Here is a 21,419-nt window from a genome sequence, read left to right as displayed (position 1 = left end):
AAATTTATTAATAATTTCCTGTAGTCTCTTAATTATTCCTTAAGAGAATCTGAAGATATGAGGGATACGGAGAATGAACCTTATTGAGGGGAGAACCGTTGTAAAAAAGTAGCTTTTAAAGGTATAATAAATGTGAGTTTGTAATTATATTATTTGAGCAAAGTATAAGGAGGATATATATTTGAGATTTATAATAGTTACGGGATTGTCTGGAGCAGGGAAGAGTGAAGCGGTGAAGGCTTTAGAGGATTTGGGGTACTTTTGTGTAGATAATCTTCCTCCTACCCTTATACCAAAGTTCGCTGAAGCTTGTGTTCAAGGTGAAGGAAAGATTGAAAAGGTTGCCTTAGTAAGTGATATTCGAGGTGGCTCCTTCTTTGATAGCCTTTTTCAGAGCCTTAATTATTTAAAGGTTAAAAACTATAATTATGAAATATTGTTTTTAGATGCCTCCGATGAAATATTGGTTAAGCGCTTTAAGGAAACTAGAAGAAGGCACCCACTAGCCCTTGATGGGAGAATAATTACTGGAATAGGTAATGAGAGAAATAGACTGAGAGAGGTAAGAGATAGGGCTGATTCGATAATAGATACCTCTAAGCTTAATCCTAGGGATTTAAGGGATAAGATAAATGAGCTCTATGGAGAAGATAATCATGTTGAGAGAGGTATTTCCATAACTGTTCTCTCCTTTGGGTTTAAATATGGTATTCCTGTGGATGCTGATTTAGTATTTGATGTTAGATTTATAGAAAATCCTTTTTATATTCCTGAGCTGAAAAAGTTCTCTGGTCTTGATGAGCCAGTAAAATTATATGTAATGGAAAATGCTGAAACAAAGAAGTTTATGGAAAAGCTCTTGGATATGGTAAAATTCTTGGTCCCAAATTATATTAAGGAGGGAAAAAGACAGCTTATTATAGCTATTGGTTGTACTGGTGGTAGGCATAGATCTGTGGCAATTGCAGGAGCCCTTAGAGGCGAGCTTATAAAGGCAGGCTATAGTGTAGGTATAGAGCACAGAGATATTAGCGAGGATGTAAACCGAGGAGCAGCAAAGCTATGAGGATATGGGAATGGTTAAGGCCAGGTATAAAGGTTAAGAGGTGGATATTTCTTGCAATGCTTGGTATACTCCTTATTGTCTTGAGCATTATTGGATTGGTTTATTATAGAGACTATGGTCTTGATCATATAGTTTTTTGGGGTATAGTAAATCTTATTGGTGGATTTATTATCTATGTGTCCGGCGTAGGAGGAGTTAGATCCATAGTAGCTCTTATTAACAAAGGCTATTTAAAGCTGAGCCTTGATAAAAATAATGTTGAAAATTTAATTTATGAAAAAAGGTTGTTAATACAGGGCCCTAAAATTGTGGTTATAGGTGGAGGTACGGGTCTTTCCACGATGCTTAGAGGATTGAAATATTACACCTCAAATATTACAGCTATAGTTACCGTGGCTGATGACGGTGGAAGCTCTGGAGATTTAAGAGAGGATCTTGGGATGCTGGCACCAGGAGATATAAGAAACTGTATTCTAGCCTTGGCAGATACAGAGCCTCTTATGGAGGAGCTTTTGCAGTATAGATTTAGTGATGGAAGGCTTAAGAACCATAGCTTTGGAAATTTGTTCTTGGCTGCAATGGATGGAATATCTGATAATTTTGAGGACGCGGTTCAAAAAATGAGCTCAGTTTTAGCTGTTACAGGAAAGGTGCTTCCTGTTACCCTAGATGATATGAAGCTGAAGGCTAAGTTTAAGAATGGAAGTATTGTAGAAGGAGAATCTATTATACCCAAGGAGGCTTTAGCACAGGGAACTATCATAGAAAAAATGATGATTATCCCTGAGGATGCAAAGGGGCTTCCCGACGCAATAGAGGCAATAATGGATGCTGATGCAGTTATAATAGGACCTGGTAGCCTTTATACCTCAATAATACCTAATTTATTGGTAAGAGGTATAACCAGTGCGTTAAAATTGAGTAGTGCCCTTAAAATCTATGTGTCCAATATTATGACACAGCCAGGAGAAACCGATGGCTATAGTGTATCTGACCATGTTAAAGCTATCATGGAGCACTCCAATAAAGATATAATAGATTATGTTATTGGCAACGTAGAGCTATTAGATAGGCAGCTGAGGGAAAAATATTTAAAGGAAGGCTCTACACTAGTAACCTTTGATAGAAAGGAATTAGAAAAGCTAGGAGTAGAGATAATTGAAGCAAATCTAGTTAAAGTGAAAAAAGATCTGATAAGACATGATGCGGACTATCTTGCAAGAGTTCTTGCAGAGACAATTATGGAGAAAAAGCTATTGTACGACAAGAAGAGGATATTAGAATATATGTATTTATCAGAAAGAATAAGAACTTCAAAAACACATTAGTGAGGAAGGAGGACCTATGTCATTTTCATCTAAAGTTAAAGGAGAAATTTGCAGACATACGGGTTTAACTAAAGAAGAAGCTTTAGCAGCTATATCAGCTATAATGAAGGTAAGTGGGACTCTTTCCTTTAGTGGAAAGGTTCTTAATTTTAGGGTGACCACTGAAAATCCTGCCAGTGCTAGGATGATATTTTCTTTGTTAAAGGAACATTTTAATATTCATGCTAAGCTAATGGTTAAAAAGAGTAATTCCTTAAAAAAGAACAATCTTTATATTGTATTGATAGAAGAAAATATGGGAGTTAGGCAGCTTTTATTAGAGGCAGGGATATTAGTTGAAGAGGATAATCTTTTATCTCTGGATTATAGGATAAATAAGAGGCTTTTAATAAATGAAGACTGTAAAAAGCTATATGTAAGAGGGGCCTTTATTGGTGGTGGAAGCATCAGCAATCCTGAAAAAACCTATCATCTAGAGTTTGTAACTCATAATAACGAATATGCCGAGGATTTATCTCAGCTTATTAATAGCTTCGGGCTTAATTCTAAGGTTATTCAGAGAAAAAGCAGCTATATCGTATATATAAAAGAAGGAGAGCAGATTGTAGATCTATTAAATATTATTGGGGCACATTCCTCTCTCTTGGAGCTAGAGAATATAAGAATAATGAAGGAAATGAGAAATAATGTTAACCGCCTGGTTAACTGTGAAACTGCTAATTTAAGTAAAACTGTTAATGCAGCTATAAGACAGGTGGAGAGCATAAAGCTCATTCAAAGAGAGATAGGTCTAGCAAGGCTTCCCAAAAATTTACGAGAAATAGCCGAGTTAAGATTAAATTATCCTGATGAGTCTTTAAAGGAGCTGGGCGAAATGCTTAATCCTCCTGTAGGGAAGTCGGGAATTAATCATAGGCTTAGAAAAATAGAGAAAATAGCTGAGGAGCTTAGAAAAAGTTAAAAACATAAGGAGAAGATTACTATGGTGAACATTAAGGCGTGTTTATTTGATTTAGATGGGGTTATTGTCGATACTGCTAAATATCATTATTTAGCCTGGAAGAGGTTAGCCGATGAATTAGGCTTTCAGTTTACAGAAGAGGATAATGAGAGATTAAAGGGTGTAAGCAGAATGGCTTCTTTAGATATATTGCTTTCTATAGGTGGAATAGCTGCTAGTGATGAAGAGAAGGAAGAGATGGCTGCTAAAAAGAACCAGTGGTATGTAGATTATATTACAAAGCTTAAGGAGGATGAGATTCTCCCGGGAGTTAAGGAGTTTTTAACTACTTTAAGGAATAATGATATTAAAATTGCCCTTGGTTCAGCCTCTAAAAATTCTATGATTATATTAGAAAATTTAAAGCTTGTACCTTATTTTGATGCAATTGTTGATGGAAATAAAGTGTCCAAGGCAAAGCCTGACCCAGAGGTGTTTCTCTTAGGAGCTAAGGAGCTTGGTGTAAGCCCTTCAGCTTGTGTTGTATTTGAGGATGCAGAGGCAGGGATAGAGGCAGCAAAAAGAGCTGGTATGAGAGCTATAGGTATTGGAGAGCCATCGATTCTTAAAGAAGCAGATAAGGTGGTTCCAGGCTTTCAGGAAGCAAGCCTAAAGGTTCTGGAATTTTAAGTATAAATTCAATTTTATATAAATAAAAAATCACAGCTTAAGAATTTTCAAAGCTGTGATTTTTTATTTAATATCTTATATAACGTATGAATAGTTTTCTGAAGTGCCCTAGGGTACTTAATACAACTGTAAGTGCATTTTGCTTTCTGAAGAAATCATCCTCCGGGGAGAGTACCTCTTCTATATATTCTTTAAAGCTTCCCTCATATATAACATTTCTATTTAGCTTGTATTCTAATTCTTTTATGTTGTAAACTCCATCTATGTCTAACATAGAGGTAGTAAAATCTAAACAGGTATAGGCATCTTCAATATTGATCCTTTTATGAAACAGTGAAGATATAGCACTAAAGCTATTATATATTTTAGTATGCTTGTCTTCTACAAAAGCCATGAGCTTTTTTTGAAACCTTGCATAGGATAATTCATCTAAAGCTAGTTGGCATACCTTTATGTTAACATCCTCGCCCATAATTAGGTATCTAGCGGGATTTTCTACAATGAATCCTCCAGCTAAGGGAGAATTAATATGATATCTTCCGAAGGAATACATTACAGAAAGCTCTCTGTCTGTGGATATAGAAACATGGTTATACTTATTATGAGTTAATCTTCTTATAAGCTTGCCCATAGTTGTCTTTGTCTCAGAGAAGACAATGTATATATTTTTTTCTACCTTCATAAAATCTCACCTTTTTAAATTATAGTGTTTTACACTAAACCTTAATAATGTTAAATTATAGCATAATGTTAATAAAAAGTGTATAATTTTTTAAATGTTAGTGGTTATAGTAGTTTTTGGTTTTAATCTGAGTAAAGGATAAATAATGCAAATTACCTTAATAAGTCTTATAATAGGTATATAATAATTGATATATAAATGTATTTAACAGTACTATGATTTATTAGTACTATTTTATTGAAAGGAGTGATTTCTTGAGGGATAAAAAGTTCACTCATCTTCATCTCCACACAGAATATTCTCTTCTAGATGGCTCAGGAAAGATATCTAAGCTCATAGAGAGAGCAAAGGAGCTGGGGATGGAGAGCATAGCCATAACAGATCATGGAGTGATGTATGGCTGTGTAGACTTCTATAAGGAAGCAAAAGCCCAGGGAATAAAGCCGATTTTAGGCTGTGAAATATATGTGGCTGCTAAATCTCTTTATAAGAAGGATGCCAATGATAAGGATAACGAAACATATCATTTGGTACTGCTGGTTAAAAATAATCAGGGCTATGAGAATCTAATGAAGATAGTAAGTAAGGCTTCTATAGATGGATTCTATTATAAGCCGAGGGTTGACCATGAGTTCCTGAGAGAACACAGCAGTGGTTTAATTGCCTTAAGTGCCTGTCTCGGTGGAGAGGTGCAGAGCTACATAAACAGAGGTAGTATAGAAAAGGCAAAGGGTGCAGCTTTATTATATAAGGATATCTTTACTGAAGGCTTTTATCTTGAGCTCCAGGACCATGGTGTTGAGGCTCAGAGGAAGGTAAATAAAGTACTAATTGAGTTCTCCAAGGAGCTGGATATACCTCTCGTAGCCACCAATGATGTTCACTACATCAGGCAGGAGGATAATGTATCCCATGATATTCTCCTCTGCATACAAACAGGTAAGACAATAGAAGAAGAAAATAGAATGAGATATCCTTCCGATCAGTTTTATCTAAAGTCTCCAGAGGAAATGTGGGAGCTATTCTCCTACATTCCAGAAGCACTGGAAAATACTCAAAAAATAGCAGAGGAGTGTAGCTTTGATTATGAATTCCACGTATCAAAGCTTCCTAAGTTTCCTCTTCCAGAGGGAACAGATTCCTATGAGTATTTAAGAGAGGTATGCTACAAAGGAGTAATAGAAAGATATTCAATATTTGAGCCTCTCAGGGGGGAGACCTTCTCCCTAGAAGAAGCCAAGGCTCTGGCAGCGTCTTCAGAGGAAGCAGCTCATATACTAGAAAGGCTAGAATATGAGCTGAACATAATAAAACAGATGGGCTATGTGGATTACTTCCTAATCGTATGGGATTTCATACGGTTTGCCAATGAAAATGGCATACCTACTGGACCTGGCCGTGGATCGGCGGCTGGTGCTATTGTAGCCTATGCCTTAGGTATAACAAAAATTGATCCTATTGAATATAGTTTGATCTTTGAAAGATTTTTAAATCCGGAAAGAGTTAGTATGCCTGATATAGATTCGGATTTCTGCTATGAAAGAAGGCCAGAAGTAATAGATTATGTTGTAGGTAAATATGGTGAGAGTAATGTATCACAGATAATTACCTTTGGTACCATGGCAGCGAGAGCCTGTATAAGAGACGTGGGAAGAGCTATGAGCTATTCCTATGGAGAGGTTGATAGGATTGCAAAAATGATACCTACAGTGCTCAATATCACCATAGATAAGGCTTTGGAAATGAATCCTGAGCTGAAGAAGGCTTACGATGAAGAGCCGAGGGTACAGGAGCTTATAGATGTAAGTAGGGCTTTAGAAGGTCTGCCTAGACATTCCTCTACCCATGCTGCCGGTGTAGTTATTGCTTCGAAGCCTTTAGTAGAGTATGTACCACTGCAGAGAAATGAAGAAATGATAGTAACACAGTTTACCATGGGAACTCTAGAAGAGCTTGGACTCCTGAAGATGGATTTCCTCGGACTTCGTACCTTAACAGTTATGAAGGATGCAGTGGATATGATTAGAGAGAATAGAGGAGTAGAAATTGACATTGATTCTCTCGATTATGATGATAGAGAAGTCTATAAAATGCTTGGTGATGGAAAGACCGTGGGAGTCTTCCAGCTGGAATCAGCAGGAATGACCTCCTTCATGAAGGAGCTAAAGCCTGACTCCTTAGAGGATATCATCGCTGGAATCAGTCTTTATAGACCAGGTCCAATGGCAGAAATACCGCGATATATTGAAAATAAACGAAACCCAGAGAAGGTAGAATATCTAACACCGGAGCTTGAACATATTTTGAATGTTACCTATGGAGTTATGGTTTACCAAGGTGCGAAACGTTCTTCAGTTAATTATTGAGAGAAATCTCAGTGTAAAGCTGAAGGGGATAAAATAATCCTAACTATCTGTTGGAGGAGCAGGGGGAAGAACCTGCAGAGACTTAGGGTAAAGTCTCTCTCTAAAACTCCGTCATGCGGTATAACTTGCCTGTTATATTGTATGAAGCACGGTAAAGACAATGAAAATCAGACCTGAAAAGCGGTTAGAGAAGTAATTGGGAGGCCATAAGTTTGCTATGCATACTATAAGGAAGCTTCAAGGAATATATACCATAGGGTATCGAATAAAAGATACTCTCCGATGAATATCGGATCAGTAGCGGATTTTATTTCTTGGTTATAGAATCTGCAGTTGTCTATATATAGGCAATTGTCCTTGGCATTTGACCCCATGAGCTAAGGAAGACTGATATATTCTGAAGCATGCTGTGGCAAAGAATGTAAGGCTACAACAGATGGAACGTTTGAACCTGAAAAGACAATGTTAATGGAGGGCAATCCAGAAGTGTCTAATAGGGAGGAAATGCTCTATGAATTTCAGGGGCAGCAGCCCGTAGTAGTGATGAAGTAGCTTAATAGCTACAGAGCAAAGGGGCATAGTTTTTAGAACGTATGTTTGTATAATTCTTGTGTATATGGAGAAAATATATACAAGAGGGTGATTAATTTGAAAAGGTATGATAAGTCTTATATTAGTATGGCTATAGAATTATATGAAAAAGGTAATTCAGCCCAAGTAATCAGTTCAATATTGGGACCTAATGAAGCTACAATTAGGAAGTGGCTAAAAGATAATGGAATATTTATTAGGGATGGGGGATATTACAACAGGATTTATTCTCAAGAAATAATAGATAAGATTATATCATTATATTCTCAAGGTATATATTCAACAGAAATAGATATTATGTTGAAGTTACCTAAAGGAATATCAGCTTATTTATTAAAGAATAATAATATTAAGTTGAATCATCGAGGTCCCAAGTCAATGATTAAAAATGAAACTTTTTTTAATAAAATAGACACTGAAGAAAAAGCATATTTTTTAGGATGGCTTATGGCTGATGGAAATATAAGCATTATAAATAATCAGTATAGCATTAAGATACATATAGCCTTAAGAGATAGAGAGTTAATAGATAAATTTATCGAAGCTATAGGTTCGAAGAATAAAACTAAAATAAAGGATGGAACTCATCCATCATATTATATAAGTTTAACGTCTAGGCATATGTGTGAAGCACTTATAAATCTTGGAGTTATGCCAAATAAAACTGGTAAAGAGAAATTTCCAATAGCAATCCCGGATAATTTAAAGAGACACTTTATTAGAGGTGTATTTGATGGTGATGGTATAACTAATATAACTAGAGCTAGATGTGGCTTTGTTGGTGGCAGGGAACTCCTTGAGGATATTAAAAATTATATTGGCGTAAGTCATATAAGGCTTTATAAGAGTAAAACGAAAACTCCTAATGGAAATAATATATTTTATTTCCTTGGAGGAAAAAAGTTTTCTCGAATGCTTTACGACTATATGTATGTTGATGCAACAATTTACCTTAAGAGAAAAAGAAATAGAATGGATATCATATGTTCTAAGGATGGAACGCCGTATGCGATGAAAGTCGCACGTACGGTGTGAAGTGGGGGAAAAAAATCGCTGACCGTTAAGACGAAGACGATTTTTACCTATCACTATAACAGGTAATGCAGATTGTTCGAGATTTAGGTGGTTATTCTCTGGGAAGAAGTGACTTAGTAAGAAGAGCCATGTCCAAGAAGAAGCATAAGGTCATGGAAGAGGAACGAAAGAACTTCATCTATGGTGTTGAGGATGAGGAAGGTAATGTAATTGTTCCAGGCTGTCTGAGAAATGGCATATCCGAAGAAGTGGCAAATAAAATATTTGACCAAATGATGGATTTTGCTAGTTACGCATTTAGAATTGAGTGCCATTGCTAAGTGATTAGCAATGAAAACAGGGTGAATTGCAGGGAAAGCCTTAGAGCCTTAAATACTAACCTATACTAGTAATAGATATAGGGGCAAGAGGTAATGTTCTTGATATAGTAAAAAGTTTAAGGATTGGTTAATCTGCAGCCAAGTATCCTGAAAGGCTTAGAGTGTAGGGATAAAGGTTCAGAGACTAGAGAGATGAACAGCCTAGTAATAATTCTCTCCACGAGTGCCCTGTACCCACTTTGTGGGTAATGAAATAGTCCGATACTTTATAGAAATATAAAGAGATAGGGATAAAGAGCCCTATCATAACAAATCGTCAACAAGTCTCATGCCGCAGCCTATGCTGTGGTGGGGTTCCAGACAGCTTATTTAATGAGATATTATCCTGTGGAATTTATAGCTGCTATGCTTAATAGTATTATGGGAAGCAGTGAGAAGGTAGCCTTCTATATTCACTTTGCTGAAAGCCTGGGGATACAGGTACTGACTCCAGACATAAATGAAAGCTTCTCGAAGTTTACTGTTAAGGGAGATACTATTCGCTTTGGTATGGCTGCTATAAAGAATGTGGGAATGAATGTTATAGAGGGAATTGTAAAGGCCAGAGAAGAAAAAGGCGAATTTACAAGTCTTTCAGATTTCTGCAATAAGGTTGACCCAGGCACAATTAATAAAAGAGCCGTAGAGAGCTTAATCAAGGCTGGTGCCTTTGATAAGCTAAATGGGTATAGGTCTCAGAAGCTGGCAGTACATGAAAAGCTATTAGATGGAGCAGCCAGCCAGAAGAAAAAGAACATAGATGGTCAGTTAAGTCTTTTTGGAGGCCTAGATGCAGGAGCCATGGTGGAGGTGCCAGAAATACAGTATCCTAGAATCAAGGAGTTTGATAAGAAGTATCTCTTGGCCATGGAAAAGGAAATGACAGGTCTTTATCTTACTGGTCATCCCTTAGATGAATATAAGGCTAGCTTAAAGAGCCAGACCTCCATGAGTGTGGAGGAAATAATGAGCTCACAAGAAACCCTGGAAGAGGAAGCCATGGCACATGACCCAGCAGCAGAGATTATCATGAAGCCATCAGTAGGAGTAGAGGACGGAGAAAGAGTAATTATAGGTGGAATAATAACTGAGGTGAGCCGAAAGGTCACAAAAAATAATAAAATCATGGCCTTTGTAAAGCTGGAGGATCTAACAGGCACCATAGAGCTTATAGTCTTTCCTAATACTCTTGAAAAGGTCAATTACATGATTGAGATAGATCAGCTTATTGTAGTACGAGGAAAGATGAGTATCAGAGAGGATGAAGCACCTAAGGTTATCTGTGAGGATATACAGCCTTTGGAAAAGCTTAACTCCTCTAAGGTATTTATAAGAGTTTCTGACAACAAGACAGCTAAGGAGGTAAACTGGTCCTTAAGACCATATCTAGCTCCCTATAGAGGTGATACACCGCTATATCTTTTTGCAGCAAAGGAAAGGCAGAGCTTCCGATTAGGAAGAGATATGTGGCTTGATTTGAAGGGGGACGGTTTTAAATTCCTCCAGGAGAAGTTCGGAGAAGAAAATGTTAAGATAGTAGAGGATAATTAATTATATAAATGAAGCGATATAGGTCAGGCTTAAATCTGGCCTATATTTTTTATAACAGCAGAATGTGAATAATTGTTAAAATAATAAAGAATATTTAAAAATATTGAAGTTTATGGTAACATTATATTTATATTGTTTACAAGGTAAATATAAAAGGAGGTGCATTATGAAGAGCAGCAGAGACCTGATACTGGATTATATAAAAAATAATTATGATGATAGAAAAGGCTTTTCTGCCATGGATATTGCTGAAGCCATGGGTATGCAGCGAAGTAATGCTAGCTCTATACTTAATGATTTATACCGCCAGGGAATACTTTTAAAGATAAAAGGAAAACCAGTGATTTATGCTCTTAACAGCACGGGAGGAACTGCTATAACAGAGCATAAAGAAGGAACTAATTTTGATGCGCTTACAGGCTGTGATAAAAGCCTTAAAAAATCTATACAGCAGGCTAAGGCTGCTATAATGTATCCTAAGAGAGGGCTGCACACCCTGATTTTAGGACCTAGCGGTGTTGGTAAAACGATGTTTGCTGAGCTTATGTATAAGTTTGCTGTTGAAAACGGTATCTTTCCCTTGGATGCACCTTTTGTAGCCTTTAACTGTGCTGATTATGCTAATAATCCGCAGCTTCTACTAGCACAGCTCTTTGGCACTAAAAAAGGGGCTTATACAGGAGCACACAAGGATAAGGAAGGGGTAGTGGGTAAGGCTAACGGTGGAGTGCTTTTTTTAGATGAGGTTCACAGGCTACCTCCAGAAGGGCAAGAAATGCTCTTTTACTTAATAGATAAGGGTAAGTACTGCCCTTTGGGTGATGAAGAAAAGAAACATTGTGAAGTACTGATTATCTGTGCTACCACGGAGGACATAGATAATGTTCTATTAAATACCTTTACTAGAAGGATACCTATGAATATAAAAATACCTCCACTTAAGGACAGAACCCTAGAAGAGAGGTATGAGCTGATATGCGAATTCTTCACCACAGAGGCTGCAAGGATAGGAAAAGATATACAGGTCTCTCTTAATACCATGAGACAGCTGCTTTTGTATGAATGCCCAGGAAATGTGGGTCAGCTTAAAAGTGATATTCAGCTGGGCTGTGCTAATGGATTTTTGAATTCGCTATCCTTGCAGGGAAACAAAATAGAAATACACTGTACGGATTTTGCATCCCATGTAAATCAAGGATTAATAATTTATAAAAATTATGCTCAAGAAGTTGACAAGCTTCTCAAGGATAATATAGAAATTTGCTTTACTCCTAAGGGACAGAGAAGCAGACTTAAAGAAGGAGATTACTCCCTTCCTCAAAACTTTTATGAAGGTATAGAAAAGAGGACAGCGGAGCTTCATAAAAGAGGGGTAGGAGATGAGGAAATAAAGCTCTTAATGGAGCTGGATATAGAAAATTATTTTAAGAACTTTATCAGGAATTTTGAAAAGGGAGCTACTAAATATGAGCTTTCTAAGGTTGTTTCAGAAGATATAATAACAATGCTGGAAAACTTCCTTAGAATGGGAGGAAAGAGACTTAATAAGATATTCCCTGTTAAGGTGTTTTATGGACTTGCTCTCCATGTTAACTCTACTATTGAGAGGCTAAAGTCAGGTAAAGAAATAGTCAACCATAATTTAAAGAATATAAGGAGTAATTTCCCAGAGGAATATGAGCTGGCTATAGAGCTTGCCAGGATAATAGAAAGAGATTTCTTTGTGAAGGTTCCAGAAGATGAAATTGGCTTTATTACCATGTTTCTTACTGTAGATGAACTGGAATCTCAGGAATTTGAGGATAAGCCTATTGTAGTGATTGCCATGCATGGCAGGAGTACTGCTTCCTCCATGGGAGAGGTGGTAAACAAGCTTGTAGGTGCAAACAATGTTTATTCCTATGATATGAATCTGGATAAAAGTCCTGAATTAGCTTATCAGGAGCTAAAGGAGCTTATACATAAAAAGCATCAGGGAGCAGGAGTAATGCTTTTAGTAGATATGGGCTCTCTAGGCACCTTTGGAGAGCTAATTGCCAAGGAGCTTTCCATAGAGGTGAAGGTCTTCACCTTGGTGTCTACTCCAATTGCTATAGAATGCTCAAGGAGAGCTGTTATAGAATCCGACATAGATAAAATTTATTCTGACCTAAATGCATCTTTGGCTACCTATGCTTCTTATAATGTAAAAGTCACCGATACCTTTCTACCATCTGAGGAAAATGTTATCATTACCTTATGCTCCACAGGGGAAGGCAGCGCCATAGAACTGAAAAATTTTATAGAGAGCAAAATTAACTTAAAAAGCTATAATGCTGATATTTTACCCATGTCCCTTAATAATAAAAAGTATCTTTATAATCTGATTAATAGTCTATCAAAGGATAAGAATATAATAGCTATAGTAGGACCCATTGATCCTAAAATTTATGGGATTCCTTTTATAACAACCTATGAAATATTTGTGGATATAGAGTGTACAAGGCTAAAGGAGCTCCTAGGTAAAGGAGTATCAAAGGGGAATCTAGTAGAGGAGATGGAATATGCTTCGTTTCTAGAGGTGCTTCAGAGAGATATGGGTAATATAAACCTATTTAAATTTGAAAAGCTTTATGAGGAGTTTATCCATGGACTTGAAGCAGCTACTTCTAAACCCTTAAATTACGACCTTCGTGTTGGTCTTCTGGTTCATATAGTTTGTTCTATAAGCAATATAATAGATGGAAAGCTTACTCCTACCTGCTATTCTAAAGAGGACTTAAAGAGGAGGCATAGAAAGATATTCGAGGCAATAAAGAGTAGTATTCATCCTATAGAGGATTATTATAAGGTGGATTTAGGGGACGACGAGATTTGCTTTATTCTGAGAAATTTGGTTAATGAATAATAAAGACGCTGTTTTATTCTTTATAGATAAAAACAGCGTCTTTTCTTTATAGAGAATATTCCGCTGCCAGAAGCTTGAAGGCAGGTAGTGAATTTATAATAGTTTCATGGGCTACGCAGTAGGCGAGTCTAACATAGCCTGGACAGTGAAAAGAGCTACCTGGAACCATTAATATCTTTAATTTTTTAGCCTTTTCACAAAAGCTTATTTCATTTTCTTCAGGAGATTTAAGGAACAGATAGAATGCGCCTTGAGGGCGTATACATTGAAAGCCTAAGGAGATTAAACCATCATAAAGATCCTTACGATTTCGGTCATAAAAGCTCACATCCACAGGTTCGTCCACACATCGGGCAATAACCTTCTGCATGAGGGAAGGAGCATTAACGGATCCATTGATTCTATTAGCTATGGTTGCTGCTGTAAAAACCTCTCTGCTATTTTTCAGCTCATCAGGGATAACTAAGTAGCCTATCCTCTCTCCAGGGAGAGAAAGGGATTTGCTATAGGAGTATACCACCATAGAATTATCATGATATTTAGTTATATAAGGAACAAGGCTTCCATCATATACCAGCTCTCTATAGGGTTCATCTGAAATTAGAACAATGTTAGTTTTATACTCTTTTTCCTTATTTCTAAGTATTTCTGCTATGTTTTTTATGGTTTCCTCAGAATATATAATCCCTGTAGGATTGTGTGGAGAATTTATGATTACAGCCTTTGTTCTGCTGGTGATTTTCATCTCTAGCTCAGAGAGCTTGGGTTGAAAGGTTTCTGTATCTGGAGATACAACCACAAGCTTACCATCGTAATTGGCTACATAATTACCATAATCAACAAAATATGGAGCAAAGGTTATAACCTCATCTCCAGGGTTTAATATGGTCTTAAGAGCAATATTAAGGCCACTGGCAGCTCCTACAATCATAAGAATATTATCCTCCTTAAAGGAGGTTCCAAAGCGTCTATTCAGAGAGGCTGCTATTATACTTCTCACCTCTGGAAAGCCAGCATTATTCATATACCCATGGATCGATACAGGATCTTCTTCATTTAATATATCTATTATGGCCTTCTTCACGGCCTCAGGAGCCTTTAAATTCGGATTCCCTAAGCTAAAATCATAGACCTTGTCCTCACCGTAAAGAGCCTTCAGCCTATTGCCTTCCTCAAACATTGCTCTTATTGCTGAATTATTATTAAGTAAGGGTTTCATCCTTTCAGCTATCATATAATAACCTCCCATAATCATAGTATAGCTTTATACAATTATTATTCAGAATATTTTTTATACAATCAGTATAGCATCCCATCTTCTTATGAGCAAAGGAAAAAGACTGCGGAATACACTTAACTTTAATCAGTAAAGTGTATAAAAAAAACTCTTATTTTCCATAGACTCTACGAATGTGTATATCATCTGTATAAAAATGATGAGTATATTAGTGATAACCTTTGCAAGGGTGGGGGATTTAATAGATTACAATAAATTGGCATGGGATTTGCTTAATATATTTTATATCAAATAATCTTTTTGTTTGGAGGAATAGTAATGGAAGATGAAAATAAAGGAACTATCGGAGAAGTAGCTATCTTTGAATTAATAAGCTATTCAGGAGATGCGAGAAGTTATATATATGAAGCTTTTGACCAGGTTAAAGCAGGAGATTATGAGGAAGCTGATGCTCTTTTAGAAAAGGCTGAGGAATCAATTATTCAGGCCCATAATATGCAAACAAGCCTCATTCATGAGGAGGCTAGAGGAAATAAGGTAGAGATTGGTTTGCTTTTAGTTCATGCACAGGATCATTTGATGTCCACTCTTCTAGCTAAGGAGCTGGTAAGACATATGATAGGTATGCAGAAGGAAATAAACGGGCTTAAGGGTATACCAGAGGATAAATAAACTAAGAATAGGTGATAAAGATGATAAAGGTTGTACAATTTTTAAATCAGGTACAGGCAGGTTTTGGTGGAGATGAGAAGATGAATATCCCGCCTACCTCTCAAAGAGGTGGTGCAGGGTTAGGTATGCTTTTAAAATCTAGTTTAATGAGAAAAGGAGGTGATATAGTCGGTACTGTTATCTGTGGAGATAATTATTTCTTAGAAAACAAGGAAAAGGCCATAGGGGAGATATTAGAACATATTAAGAAGTATAAGCCAGATGTGGTGCTTTGTGGCCCTGCCTTAAACTATAAAAGATACGGAGAATGTTGTGGCTATTTAGTAGAGGCGGTAAATGAAAGATTAAATATACCAGCTTTTGCAGCTATGGCGGCAGATAGCACCGGTACAGAAATGTTCAGAAAGAAAATTTACATTATCAAGACACCGGGAAGAGGCGGCGTAGGATTAAATGATTCCTTAAAGAATATTGCAAGCTTTTCTGTAAAGCTTGCCAAAGGAGAACCTGTAGGCAGTGCAGAACAGGAGGGATACTTCCCGAGAGAATAATAACTAAAGGGCTTCCGTATATAAACATACAAGGCTCAATGAAAAAATATAATATATTGAGGGTTAATAGCTTTTATAAAATCATTATTATTAAGGAGGAAATATATTATGATTAATATCGTGTTATTTTGTTCTGCAGGAATGTCCACAAGTTTATTGGTAACTAAAATGCAAAAGGCTGCTGCAGCTAGAGGTATAGAAGCAACAATAAATGCCTATCCTGAAGCTGAAGCAAGCAAAAGGGTACCTACAGCTAATGTGGTTCTCTTAGGACCTCAAGTAAGACATGCATTAGCAAAGGTAAAAAAGGTTTGCGATGCAAATAACGTACCTATAGATGTAATAGCACCAAGAGACTATGGTCTTATGAATGGTGAAAAGGTTTTAGATCAGGCTTTAAGTTTAATAAAGAAATAATTCTAATTATAAAGGAGATATATTATGAGTAGATTAATGGACTCTATGGAAAATACCCTCATGCCCATAGCTGGTAAGATATCGGGAAATAGATATCTCAATGCTATAAGAGACGGCTTTACCCTTGCCCTGCCACTGATAATTATAGGAGCTATGTTCTTATTAGTAGCTAATATTCCTATAGAGGGTTATGGAGAATTTATGGCTGGAATCTTTGGAGCCAGCTGGGCAGATTTCTTTAATACAGTTTTTAATGCAACTATGAACCTAATGACCATATTTGTAATATGGGGCATAGCTAATAGCCTTGCTGGTTATTATGAGGTGGATGGTTTGAGCGCTGCAGCAGTAACCTTCGCAGCTTTTCTAGTAATCACTCCAATAAGTGTATTTGAAGATGCAAATTATATTCCCTTTGAATGGATGGGAGCTAAAGGGCTATTTGTTGCTATACTAACTGCCATATTAGCAGTAGAAATATTTAGATTTATTGTTAAAAAGGGTTGGACTATTAAAATGCCTGAGGGAGTACCTCCATCGGTTTCTAGATCCTTCTCAGCTTTAATACCTGCTTTCATTATACTTGTTGTCTTTAGCTTGATTAGATTAGGCTTTGCTTATACCAGTTATGAAACGGTTCATGGCTTTATATTTACCGTACTTCAACAGCCTCTGACTGTAGTAAGTAAAGGATTACCAGCAAGCTTAGTTGCCAATCTGTTTATAAGCTTATTCTGGGTATTCGGTATTCATGGCGCTCAGATAGTTGGAGCTGTTATGAGCCCAATATGGGTTCAGCTTTCCGCAGAAAATCTTGCAGCTTATGACGCTGGTGCTTCCCTTCCTAATATAGTTACTCAGCAGTTCCAGGAAATATATCTACAATTAGGTGGTTCAGGCTGTACCTTAGCTTTATGTATAGCAATGCTTCTTTTTGCTAGGTCTCAGCAGGTTAAGCAGCTGGGAAGATTGGCAATATTACCAGGACTGTTCAATATCAATGAGCCTATAACCTTCGGTCTTCCAATAGTTCTTAACCCAATTATGATGATACCTTTCATATTAACTCCGATGGTATTATCAGTAGTTTGTTATTTTGCAATAAACTTAGGGTTTGTTCCAAGGCCATCGGGAGTAATTATTCCATGGACCACACCTCCAATAATTGGTGGCTTCCTCATTGCCGGTATTAGAGGTGCACTGCTTCAGGTAGTGAGCATTGTTATATCCTTCTTTATATACTTCCCATTCTTCAGGATAGTGGATAATCAGTATTATAAGCAGGAACAGGAATTTGAAAATGAAGGGGCTCAAGGAGCAACTACTACATTTTAAATAATAAATAATCAAAATAGGTGGCTGCTTTTTCAGCCACCTATATGAATTTAATCTATAGCCGTGAAAGGATACAAACCATGAATATATTTAAAGAATTCTTTATTAGTTTAGCTAAACCAGGGGAATATAAAAGCTTTTTGAAGCTTTCTATGATCAGAGTTTTTATTTATCAGCTTTCTATTTCTGCAATGGGATTTGTAGCTTTTCTTCTCATTGAGCTAATGGCTAGGCTGGTTGTAAGAAGTGATGAGAGCTATGGAGAGCTATTAAAAATAGTAGCACCTCAGAATCTTGTAATTACCATAGGATATATGTGGTTAGGTATATGCTTATCCACACTGCTTCTTTCTGTGTTATTTTTTGCTATTCATAGGTTTAGGGGAAATAAGGAGATTAGCTTTAAGCAGGTTTATGTATATGCAGCTCATGCTCTAACAATTTCAGCCATTGTAAACACTTACATGGGGTTTTATGGTACAATTGTTGCTATAGCCTTTTACTATATGGCTGTCAAAGCAGATGGTGAAAGGAAGAGACTTGGCACTATTGGCTTGAAATACAAAGAAGGCATTAAATAAGGAGGCTATTCAGATGAAAAAAGGTTTGAAAATTGCAACTATAGGAGGAGGTTCCAGCTATACTCCTGAAATAATCGAAGGTTTTATAAATAGAAAGCTCTCTGGTGAGCTACCTCTGGAGGAGCTGTACCTAGTTGACATAGAAGAAGGAAGAGAAAAGCTTGAGATAGTAGGTAACCTTGCAAAAAGAATGGTGGAAAAAGCAGGGGCTGATATAAAGGTTCATCTTACCTTAGATAGAAGAGAAGCCCTTAAGGATGCGGATTTTGTAACTACTCAGTTTAGAGTAGGACAGATGGAAGCAAGGATAAGAGATGAAACCATTCCTGCAAGATATGGTCTTTTAGGACAGGAAACCAATGGAGCTGGTGGCTTTACGAAGGCTCTTAGAACTATACCTGTGATCTTAGATATCTGTAGAGATATGGAGGAGTTGTGTCCTGATGCATTTTTAATCAATTTTACAAATCCATCGGGGATAGTAACAGAGGCTGTTTTAAAGCATAGCAGTATAAAGGTTATAGGTCTCTGTAATGTACCTATTGGCATGGTAAATATGGTAGCTAAGCTTTATGATGTAAGCCCTGATAGAATATATATCGAGTTTGCAGGCCTGAATCATCTGGTTTGGGGGAGAAAGGTATATAAGGATGGAATTGATGTAACAAAAGAAGTTTTAGATAAGGTAGCTGAAAGCAAGGAATTTAATATGGCAAACATCCCTGGCGCAGACTTTGACAAGGATCTTCTTCAAGCAATTGGAATGCTTCCTTGTCCCTATCATAGATATTATTACATGAAGGATGCTATGCTAGAGCACACTTTGGAGGAAGCAAAGAAAAATGGAAGCAGAGGTGCTGTGGTTAAGAAGCTGGAGGAAGAGCTTTTCGAAATGTACAAGGATGAAAATTTAAATATAAAGCCACCACAGCTTGCCAAAAGAGGAGGAGCTCACTACAGCGAAGCAGCAGTTAATCTAATAGCTTCCCTATATAATGATAAAAAGGATATTCAATTTGTAAATGTGAGAAATAATGGAACTATTGCGGATCTTCCTGATAACGTATCCATAGAATGCAACTGTATCATTGGTAAAAATGGCGCTGTTCCTATAAATATAGGTCATGTAGAGACAAGCATTCGTGGTCTTATTCAGCAGGTGAAAGCTTACGAGGAGCTCACCATAGAAGCTGCGGTGAAGGGAGATTATAAAGCTGCAATTCAGGCCCTGACAATAAATCCTTTCGTTAATGATGGACTTATGGCAAAAAAGGTTTTAAAGGATTTGATTGAAGAAAATATAGATTATCTTCCAATGTTTAAATAAATTATCGTTAAAATTTACTAAGTATAAGTAAAATAATAAGAGCCGAGGCGTAAATATGGAGCCCTTCCTTATTATCCTCGGCTTTATTTCTGTAAACATAATTTAAAGGATTCGTTCACTTATTATTTGTCCAAGCCTTACTATATCATTTCTGCCTGAGAATTCAAACCTCACATGGCCTAAGCCGCTAAAAAATAAATCGAGCTCACTGTCTAGATCAAAGTTGCCTGCAGTCTCAATAGAAAAAGCCTGGATCTTTGAATAAGGTAGAGAGGTGTAATCTTTTTTCTTCCCTGTTATGCCCTGAATATTTACTGCAATAATCCTTTTTGTGGTAAAAACTACATAATCTCTTATTCCTTTATAACCCTGGAGAATCTGTTCACCGGGTATTAAAAGCTGCTTTAGGTTACCTTCTAAAGAGTCTGCTCCTGTTTCTTTTAATTTAATCACTCCACCGTTTTGAAAGTCTATCATATTTTCCTCCTTATATATTTATAAAATCTGAAGTTATTTCTTATATTATATATTATATAAAATATATAGCCATATATTATTCTTTTTATATATAGGAACTTATTTAAAAACATTGTTAAAATTATGTACATTAGATTTTAACATATATGTAAAAGTATCCGGTTATAATAAAATTAGTGTTACTATTGAAATAAAGTTAAACTTTATGTAAAATTAGACTAGAAACAGTGGGTTAATTTAAACAGTCTAGGGTCAAGTATTGTCCCGGTAGGAGGTATTCGATGATAAGAAAAATTGCTATTTTGACCAGTGGTGGAGATGCACCAGGGATGAATGCTGCCATAAGAGCAGTAGTAAGAATAGCTCTTCACAATAATCTTGAGGTAATGGGAGTTAGAAGGGGATATGCAGGTCTTATCAGTGGAGACTTGTTTAGAATGGATAGGCATAGTGTTTCTGATATTATTCAAAGAGGAGGAACTATTTTAAGAACAGCCCGCTGCAGTGAATTCAAAAAAGAAGAGGTAAGACAGAAGGCAGCAAATATTTTAAAGGCATATGGAGTAGATGCATTAATAGTGATAGGTGGAGACGGAACCTTTACAGGTGCCAAGCTTCTATCGAAGCTTGGGGTTGCTACAATAGGATTACCTGGAACTATAGACAATGATCTAGCATATACAGACTACACCATTGGCTTTGATACCGCATTAAACACTGTTCATGATTCTATCAATAAACTCAGAGATACTTCTACTTCTCATGATAGAGTAAGTATTATTGAAGTAATGGGTAGACATTGTGGAGATATAGCTCTTTATTCTGGCCTTGCTGGAGGAGCAGAGAGTATTATTGTTCCTGAAAAAGAGTATAATAGAGATGAGCTTATAAGAACAATCCTAGATGGAAAAAATAATGGAAAGCTCCATAATATTATAATTCTTGCAGAAGGTGTTGGTGGAGCCAATGAATTAGCTGAATATGTTCAGGAGATTTCTGGTTTAGAAACTAGAGCAACAATCCTTGGACACATACAGAGAGGTGGTCAGCCAACGGTAGCTGATATAGTTTTAGCGTCCAGACTTGGAGCTAGGGCTGTGGAGCTATTAATGGAAGGAAAGAGTGCAAGAGTTGTAGGAATAAGAAATAATCAAGTTATAGATGATGATATAGACGAAGCCTTAGCCATAGAAAGAAGATTTGACAATGAGCTTTATGAGGTTGCGAGAATACTATCCCAATAAAAGTAGATAATAATAATTAATCATAACAAAAGACAAAGCAACTAAATATACTAAGATACACATTAGAGGATAAAGTTGTAAAT

19 protein-coding genes are annotated in these 21,419 nt (G+C 36.6%); 16 read left to right on the top strand and 3 right to left on the bottom strand.

Annotated features, from left to right (window positions below):
* Window positions 1–181: 181 nt before the first annotated feature.
* The 4 genes from rapZ to pgmB are packed head-to-tail and all read left to right on the top strand — an operon-like array spanning window position 182 to window position 4,024.
* The gene (gene rapZ, locus ACPWSR_RS02415) at window positions 182–1,066 is read left to right on the top strand and encodes an RNase adapter RapZ (RefSeq protein WP_426350105.1); all 885 of its coding nucleotides are present in this window, start codon (window positions 182–184) and stop codon (window positions 1,064–1,066) included.
* On the top strand, window positions 1,063–2,394 hold the full coding sequence (locus tag ACPWSR_RS02410; RefSeq protein ID WP_426350104.1) for a gluconeogenesis factor YvcK family protein: 1,332 nt from the start codon (window positions 1,063–1,065) through the stop codon (window positions 2,392–2,394). The genes rapZ and ACPWSR_RS02410 overlap by 4 nt, the downstream gene beginning before the upstream one ends.
* Before the next feature lie 16 nt (window positions 2,395–2,410).
* The gene (whiA, locus tag ACPWSR_RS02405) at window positions 2,411–3,355 is read left to right on the top strand and encodes a DNA-binding protein WhiA (RefSeq protein ID WP_426350103.1); all 945 of its coding nucleotides are present in this window, start codon (window positions 2,411–2,413) and stop codon (window positions 3,353–3,355) included.
* A 21-nt stretch (window positions 3,356–3,376) separates the two neighbouring features.
* Window positions 3,377–4,024: a beta-phosphoglucomutase gene (pgmB, locus tag ACPWSR_RS02400; RefSeq protein ID WP_426350102.1), complete on the top strand. Its 648-nt coding sequence runs from the start codon at window positions 3,377–3,379 to the stop codon at window positions 4,022–4,024.
* Between the two features lie 67 nt (window positions 4,025–4,091).
* Here the strand turns inward: pgmB and ACPWSR_RS02395 are convergent, their stop codons facing one another.
* Window positions 4,092–4,706 (bottom strand): hypothetical protein, encoded by a 615-nt coding sequence (locus tag ACPWSR_RS02395; protein ID WP_426350101.1) that lies wholly within the window; start codon window positions 4,704–4,706, stop codon window positions 4,092–4,094.
* 254 nt (window positions 4,707–4,960) lie between these two features.
* Here ACPWSR_RS02395 and ACPWSR_RS02390 point away from each other — a divergent pair, with 254 nt between their 5' ends.
* The 5 genes from ACPWSR_RS02390 (at window position 4,961) to ACPWSR_RS02370 (ending at window position 13,495) form a co-directional block, all read left to right on the top strand.
* Window positions 4,961–7,072 (top strand): DNA polymerase III subunit alpha, encoded by a 2,112-nt coding sequence (locus ACPWSR_RS02390; RefSeq protein ID WP_426350100.1) that lies wholly within the window; start codon window positions 4,961–4,963, stop codon window positions 7,070–7,072.
* A gap of 648 nt (window positions 7,073–7,720) precedes the next feature.
* A complete protein-coding gene (locus ACPWSR_RS02385) occupies window positions 7,721–8,698 on the top strand; it encodes a hypothetical protein (RefSeq protein WP_426350099.1) in 978 nt (325 codons plus the stop codon).
* A gap of 65 nt (window positions 8,699–8,763) precedes the next feature.
* Entirely contained in the window at window positions 8,764–9,018 is a 255-nt protein-coding gene (locus tag ACPWSR_RS02380; RefSeq protein WP_426350098.1) for a hypothetical protein, read from the top strand.
* Between the two features lie 372 nt (window positions 9,019–9,390).
* Entirely contained in the window at window positions 9,391–10,608 is a 1,218-nt protein-coding gene (locus ACPWSR_RS02375; RefSeq protein ID WP_426350097.1) for an OB-fold nucleic acid binding domain-containing protein, read from the top strand.
* A gap of 166 nt (window positions 10,609–10,774) precedes the next feature.
* Window positions 10,775–13,495 carry a sigma 54-interacting transcriptional regulator gene (locus ACPWSR_RS02370; protein ID WP_426350096.1) on the top strand — a complete coding sequence of 907 codons (2,721 nt, stop codon included), beginning with the start codon at window positions 10,775–10,777 and terminating at the stop codon, window positions 13,493–13,495.
* A gap of 46 nt (window positions 13,496–13,541) precedes the next feature.
* Here the strand turns inward: ACPWSR_RS02370 and ACPWSR_RS02365 are convergent, their stop codons facing one another.
* Window positions 13,542–14,729, bottom strand: coding sequence for a pyridoxal phosphate-dependent aminotransferase (locus tag ACPWSR_RS02365; RefSeq protein WP_426350095.1), 1,188 nt, complete (start codon window positions 14,727–14,729; stop codon window positions 13,542–13,544).
* A 321-nt stretch (window positions 14,730–15,050) separates the two neighbouring features.
* Between ACPWSR_RS02365 and ACPWSR_RS02360 the strand changes: the two genes are divergently transcribed.
* The 6 genes from ACPWSR_RS02360 to ACPWSR_RS02335 all read left to right on the top strand — a co-directional run bounded on the left by ACPWSR_RS02360 (window position 15,051) and on the right by ACPWSR_RS02335 (window position 19,615).
* The gene (locus ACPWSR_RS02360) at window positions 15,051–15,404 is read left to right on the top strand and encodes a PTS lactose/cellobiose transporter subunit IIA (RefSeq protein ID WP_426350094.1); all 354 of its coding nucleotides are present in this window, start codon (window positions 15,051–15,053) and stop codon (window positions 15,402–15,404) included.
* Window positions 15,405–15,424: 20 nt separating this feature from the next.
* Entirely contained in the window at window positions 15,425–15,955 is a 531-nt protein-coding gene (locus ACPWSR_RS02355) for a glycine/betaine/sarcosine/D-proline family reductase selenoprotein B (protein WP_426350093.1), read from the top strand.
* Window positions 15,956–16,063: 108 nt separating this feature from the next.
* Entirely contained in the window at window positions 16,064–16,372 is a 309-nt protein-coding gene (locus ACPWSR_RS02350) for a PTS sugar transporter subunit IIB (RefSeq protein WP_426350092.1), read from the top strand.
* A 24-nt stretch (window positions 16,373–16,396) separates the two neighbouring features.
* A complete protein-coding gene (gene celB / locus ACPWSR_RS02345; RefSeq protein WP_426350091.1) occupies window positions 16,397–17,707 on the top strand; it encodes a PTS cellobiose transporter subunit IIC in 1,311 nt (436 codons plus the stop codon).
* 44 nt (window positions 17,708–17,751) lie between these two features.
* Window positions 17,752–18,288: a hypothetical protein gene (locus ACPWSR_RS02340; protein ID WP_426350090.1), complete on the top strand. Its 537-nt coding sequence runs from the start codon at window positions 17,752–17,754 to the stop codon at window positions 18,286–18,288.
* A gap of 13 nt (window positions 18,289–18,301) precedes the next feature.
* Window positions 18,302–19,615: a 6-phospho-beta-glucosidase gene (locus ACPWSR_RS02335; RefSeq protein WP_426350089.1), complete on the top strand. Its 1,314-nt coding sequence runs from the start codon at window positions 18,302–18,304 to the stop codon at window positions 19,613–19,615.
* 102 nt (window positions 19,616–19,717) lie between these two features.
* Here ACPWSR_RS02335 and ACPWSR_RS02330 read toward each other — a convergent pair whose 3' ends face one another.
* Window positions 19,718–20,092, bottom strand: coding sequence for a PH domain-containing protein (locus ACPWSR_RS02330; protein WP_426350088.1), 375 nt, complete (start codon window positions 20,090–20,092; stop codon window positions 19,718–19,720).
* A 284-nt stretch (window positions 20,093–20,376) separates the two neighbouring features.
* On the opposite strand from ACPWSR_RS02330, the gene pfkA reads away from it, so the two are divergent.
* Entirely contained in the window at window positions 20,377–21,336 is a 960-nt protein-coding gene (gene pfkA / locus ACPWSR_RS02325) for a 6-phosphofructokinase (protein WP_426351344.1), read from the top strand.
* Window positions 21,337–21,419: the final 83 nt, after the last annotated feature.

The sequence above is a fragment of the Alloiococcus sp. CFN-8 genome, from assembly GCF_049943125.1.
Classification (GTDB): Bacteria; Bacillota; Clostridia; order Clostridiales; family Clostridiaceae; genus JAEXZL01.
This window is presented reverse-complemented; position numbering and strand designations above follow the sequence as displayed.

Coding starts and splice junctions, on each gene's coding strand:
- ACPWSR_RS02370 (WP_426350096.1), top strand. CDS start 10,775: ATGAAGAGCAGCAGAGACCTGATACTGGATTATATAAAAAATAATTAT.
- ACPWSR_RS02375 (WP_426350097.1), top strand. CDS start 9,391: ATGAGATATTATCCTGTGGAATTTATAGCTGCTATGCTTAATAGTATT.
- ACPWSR_RS02355 (WP_426350093.1), top strand. CDS start 15,425: ATGATAAAGGTTGTACAATTTTTAAATCAGGTACAGGCAGGTTTTGGT.
- ACPWSR_RS02340 (WP_426350090.1), top strand. CDS start 17,752: ATGAATTTAATCTATAGCCGTGAAAGGATACAAACCATGAATATATTT.
- whiA (WP_426350103.1), top strand. CDS start 2,411: ATGTCATTTTCATCTAAAGTTAAAGGAGAAATTTGCAGACATACGGGT.
- ACPWSR_RS02330 (WP_426350088.1), bottom strand. CDS start 20,092: ATGATAGACTTTCAAAACGGTGGAGTGATTAAATTAAAAGAAACAGGA.
- ACPWSR_RS02410 (WP_426350104.1), top strand. CDS start 1,063: ATGAGGATATGGGAATGGTTAAGGCCAGGTATAAAGGTTAAGAGGTGG.
- ACPWSR_RS02395 (WP_426350101.1), bottom strand. CDS start 4,706: ATGAAGGTAGAAAAAAATATATACATTGTCTTCTCTGAGACAAAGACA.
- celB (WP_426350091.1), top strand. CDS start 16,397: ATGAGTAGATTAATGGACTCTATGGAAAATACCCTCATGCCCATAGCT.
- pgmB (WP_426350102.1), top strand. CDS start 3,377: ATGGTGAACATTAAGGCGTGTTTATTTGATTTAGATGGGGTTATTGTC.
- ACPWSR_RS02380 (WP_426350098.1), top strand. CDS start 8,764: ATGCAGATTGTTCGAGATTTAGGTGGTTATTCTCTGGGAAGAAGTGAC.
- ACPWSR_RS02360 (WP_426350094.1), top strand. CDS start 15,051: ATGGAAGATGAAAATAAAGGAACTATCGGAGAAGTAGCTATCTTTGAA.
- ACPWSR_RS02365 (WP_426350095.1), bottom strand. CDS start 14,729: ATGATAGCTGAAAGGATGAAACCCTTACTTAATAATAATTCAGCAATA.
- ACPWSR_RS02350 (WP_426350092.1), top strand. CDS start 16,064: ATGATTAATATCGTGTTATTTTGTTCTGCAGGAATGTCCACAAGTTTA.
- ACPWSR_RS02335 (WP_426350089.1), top strand. CDS start 18,302: ATGAAAAAAGGTTTGAAAATTGCAACTATAGGAGGAGGTTCCAGCTAT.